Below are 3703 nucleotides of genomic sequence, written 5' to 3'. Positions count from 1 at the left end.
GTTTAAAAGAAAAAAATTCTGTCATTGTGAGCCGAAGGCGTGGCAATCCACACAAATCAAATCAATCCACTATTAATAAAGCTAAATTTTAAAATAAAATTTTATTTTAATTAGATTACTTCGGGCATTGCCCTCGTAATGACGATTTCAAAAATAGTGTCACCACGAATTTTATTTTGACAATTTTATTTTATTTTTGTATAATATTCTAATCAATTAAAATAAACAAGAAAGAAAAAATTATCATGAAAAAACTACTAATTATAATAACTCTATTAATAATAGCCGTGATTTTTGCGGGAATATTTACTTTATATAGCGTAAGTCCAATGAGCAAATATAATGAAGTCGTATATTTTGAAATCAAGCAGGGCGAAGGCGCTAATTCTATTGCAAGAAAACTCGAATTGCAGGGATTAATCAGAAATGCAAAATTATTTTCTTTAATTTCCAAATATTTAAAATACGACAGAAAACTTTTAAGCGGATATTATCAATTAAATAAAACAATGAATATGATTGACATAATGAAATATATAAACAGCGGAAAACAGGTAATGAGCAAGCTAACGATTACAGAGGGAAAAAATATTTACGAGATAGCAAATTATTTGGAAGAAGAAAATTTTACTACAAAAGAAGAATTCTTAAAATTATGCCATGATAAAGAAATATTGCAAAAATATAATATTCCCGCCGAAAGCGTGGAAGGTTATATTTTTCCTTCTACTTATTATATAGTAAAAGGAAATCCGCCGAAAGTTTTGCTTAATTTAATGATAGATTCTTTATTTGAAAAATTTCCGAGAGTCGATTTTGAAAACAGAGCGAAAAAATTGGGTTATAGTTTGCATGAAGTTTTAACTATGGCTTCGATTATAGAAAAAGAAATGGGAGCTTTGGACGACCCGAAAATAATATCTTCCGTTTATTATAATCGGCTTTCAATAGATATGAGACTTCAAGCCGACCCGACTACGATTTACGCGATGACTTTACAGAAAGGAGACGCGATAGAAACTGTAAAATCTAGAGACATAGCGGAAGCGATTAGAGAGATGCAAAGTCCTTACAATACTTATCTTAAAAAAGGACTTCCTCCAGCTCCTATATGTTCGAGCGGAGTGAGAGCAATCGAAGCGGCGCTTAATCCTGCAAAGACGGATTATTTATTTTTTGTAGCAGACGGAACGGGCAAACATGTTTTTACTACAACTTACGAAGAGCATGTTAATAATATAAATAAATATATTTTTAATAGAAGATAATTTAAAATAATTAAAACCGTTCTCTTTATAATATTTTTATTTTTTAATTAATAATCATAAAAAGAACGGCTTTTATATTTTATAATAATTATTCTTCTATATAAGCGTATCCGAATTTATGTTTAGCCAAATTATCGTATATAACGCCTTTTAATTTCGGATTTATTAAAGTGGGAGTAGCGTAATAATATAAAGGTATTATTACATCGTTATCCATAAATATAGTTTCGGCTTTATGCATCAAATCCATCCTAACATTTTGGTCTATAGTTTCCATCGCTCCTTTAAGCAAATTATCGTATTCTCTATTTGTAAATAATGCATGATTTTGCGGGCTATAACTTAAAAACATTCCTAAAAAAGTCATAGGGTCGTTATAATCGGCAGTCCATCCGCTTCTTCCGATAGTATAATTTTTATCCGTATATAGAGTTTGCAAAAATACAGCCCATTCCTGCTGACTAATCGAAGTGTCTATTCCCAAATGTTCTTTCCACATCTGCTGAACTGCCTCGAATATAGGAATTTCTCTATTCGAATCGACTAAAAATTGAAGAACGGGAAAATTATTTCCGTTTGGATAACCAGCTTCCTGCATTAATCTTTTAGCCGTTTCAACATTATTAGAATAATCTTCTTTTTTGACGCTTATATAATCTCCGCCGATTTCTCTAAAATCTCCGTTATTTATATCGGGCGCTCCGTAAGGCACGAAAGCTCCAGCGGGATTTCCAGATTTAACTATATTTTCTATTATATAATTTCTGTCTATAGCCAATGATAAGGCTTTTCTTACTTTAGGATTTCTTAAAACTTCGTTTGTCAAATTTAGAGCATAATAATAAGTTCCGAGTCTTTTTACAAATTGCAATATTCCTTCGCTTTTCAAAGAATCTATATCTTGAGAAGGCACTCTATCGGAAAAATGCAAAGAACCTTCTTTAATTCCCGCAACCGATGCGGTAGGGTTTTCCATTAAAACGAAAGTTATTTTTTCTGGAATTAAATTTGAATAATCCCAATAATTTGTATTTTTAGCTATTATTATATCGCTGTCTATATTTCGTTCTATCATAACATAAGGACCGTTGCCAATATAGGTTTCTGGGCTTAAAGTCCAATTATTGCCGTATTCTTCTATAATATCTTCTCTAACTGGATAAAATGTAGGAAAAGCGGTAAGTTCTAAAAAATAAGCGGTAGGTTTTTCTAATAAAACTTCCAAAGTGTAATCGTCTATCGCTCTTATTCCCAAAGATTCCAAATCCAATTTTCCAGCGTTTATGTCCATAGCGTTTTTTACTGGTTCAAATTGATAACTATATTCGCTTGCCGTTTCTGGATTTACCGCTCTTCTCCAAGAATAAACAAAATCGGAAGCGGTTAAAGGTTTCCCGTCCGCCCATTTCCCGTTTGTTCTTAAATGAAATATAAATTTAAGTCCGTTGTCTAAAATTTCCCAGCTTTCTGCGGCTCCTCCGACTAACTCGCCGTTTTTATTTTTAGTCGCAAGTCCTTCAAATGCATGTATTATATATACGGACGCGTCCGAAGCCTTATTCAAAATCGGGTCAATCGTTTGAGGTTCTGGTCCTACATTTATAAATAATCCGTCAACTGAACTTTTTGATTTGTTAGTTCCAGAACATGAAATAAAAATAGCCGCAATTAATAAACAAAAAATAATTCTTCTCATTTTTTATTTTCTCCTTAAAAAATTAAATTAAAAGTTTAATAAAAATACTATACTATTTATATAAAAAATCAATCGTTAATTAATTTAAGAAAAACAATAAAAAACGCATACGCTTTCGCGCATGCGTAAATAACTTATAAATTTTAGTTAGACTTTTTATTCTTTTATTATTTTAAGCTATCTCTATTTTCTTCTCAAATTTCACTTCTTCTTTTTTAGGAAGAGTTATTTTGAGAACGCCGTTATCCAAATTGGCTTGAATATTGTCGACATCGATACCTTTGGCGCTAATATTGAAACTCTGTTCATATTTTGAAACCACAACGGATTCTTTATTTTCCGTTTTGTCTTCTTTCTTTCGTTCGGCATATATTGAAAGTATATTTTCTTTAATACCTACTTCCAAATCTTCTTTTTTCACGCCAGGCATATCCATTTCTATAATGTAGTTTTTTTCGTCCTCTTCAATTTTGTAATCGGACATCCTATTATAGAACATGCTATTGTCTAAACATCTGAAATCGTCCAACATTGAATTTAAAGCTGGTAAAAATATTCTTCTTGACATAATTAAATCCCCTTTTAATTTTGATTTTTTTAATTTTATTTTTATAACAATGAATTAAAATTATCATTTGTTATACAATATATTAAGCAAGAATTATACCAACTTGATTATAGTTTATGTATAGTTTTTGAACGAATTTTTATTAATAACCGATTTTATAAATATTGAAAG

At 30.5% G+C, this 3703-nt stretch carries 3 protein-coding genes; 1 reads left to right on the top strand and 2 read right to left on the bottom strand.

All coding sequences use genetic code 11. The features are described from left to right. Positions 1–245 precede the first annotated feature (245 nt). Entirely contained in the window at positions 246–1268 is a 1023-nt protein-coding gene (gene mltG, locus ACR0QS_RS11965; protein WP_432633681.1) for an endolytic transglycosylase MltG, read from the top strand. Positions 1269–1356: 88 nt separating this feature from the next. Here mltG and ACR0QS_RS11960 read toward each other — a convergent pair whose 3' ends face one another. Together ACR0QS_RS11960 and ACR0QS_RS11955 are read right to left on the bottom strand one after the other, a co-directional pair. After that, positions 1357–2964, bottom strand: a complete 1608-nt coding sequence (locus ACR0QS_RS11960) for a peptide ABC transporter substrate-binding protein (RefSeq protein ID WP_432633680.1) — start codon at positions 2962–2964, stop codon at positions 1357–1359. 172 nt (positions 2965–3136) lie between these two features. After that, positions 3137–3496 (bottom strand): Hsp20/alpha crystallin family protein, encoded by a 360-nt coding sequence (locus tag ACR0QS_RS11955; RefSeq protein ID WP_432633682.1) that lies wholly within the window; start codon positions 3494–3496, stop codon positions 3137–3139. Between the last annotated feature and the right edge of the window lie 207 nt (positions 3497–3703).

The organism is Brachyspira sp., from assembly GCF_050873525.1.
Classification (GTDB): Bacteria; Spirochaetota; Brachyspiria; order Brachyspirales; family Brachyspiraceae; genus Brachyspira.
Note: the sequence above shows the minus strand (reverse complement) of the source record. Positions and strands in the feature narration are given on the sequence as shown.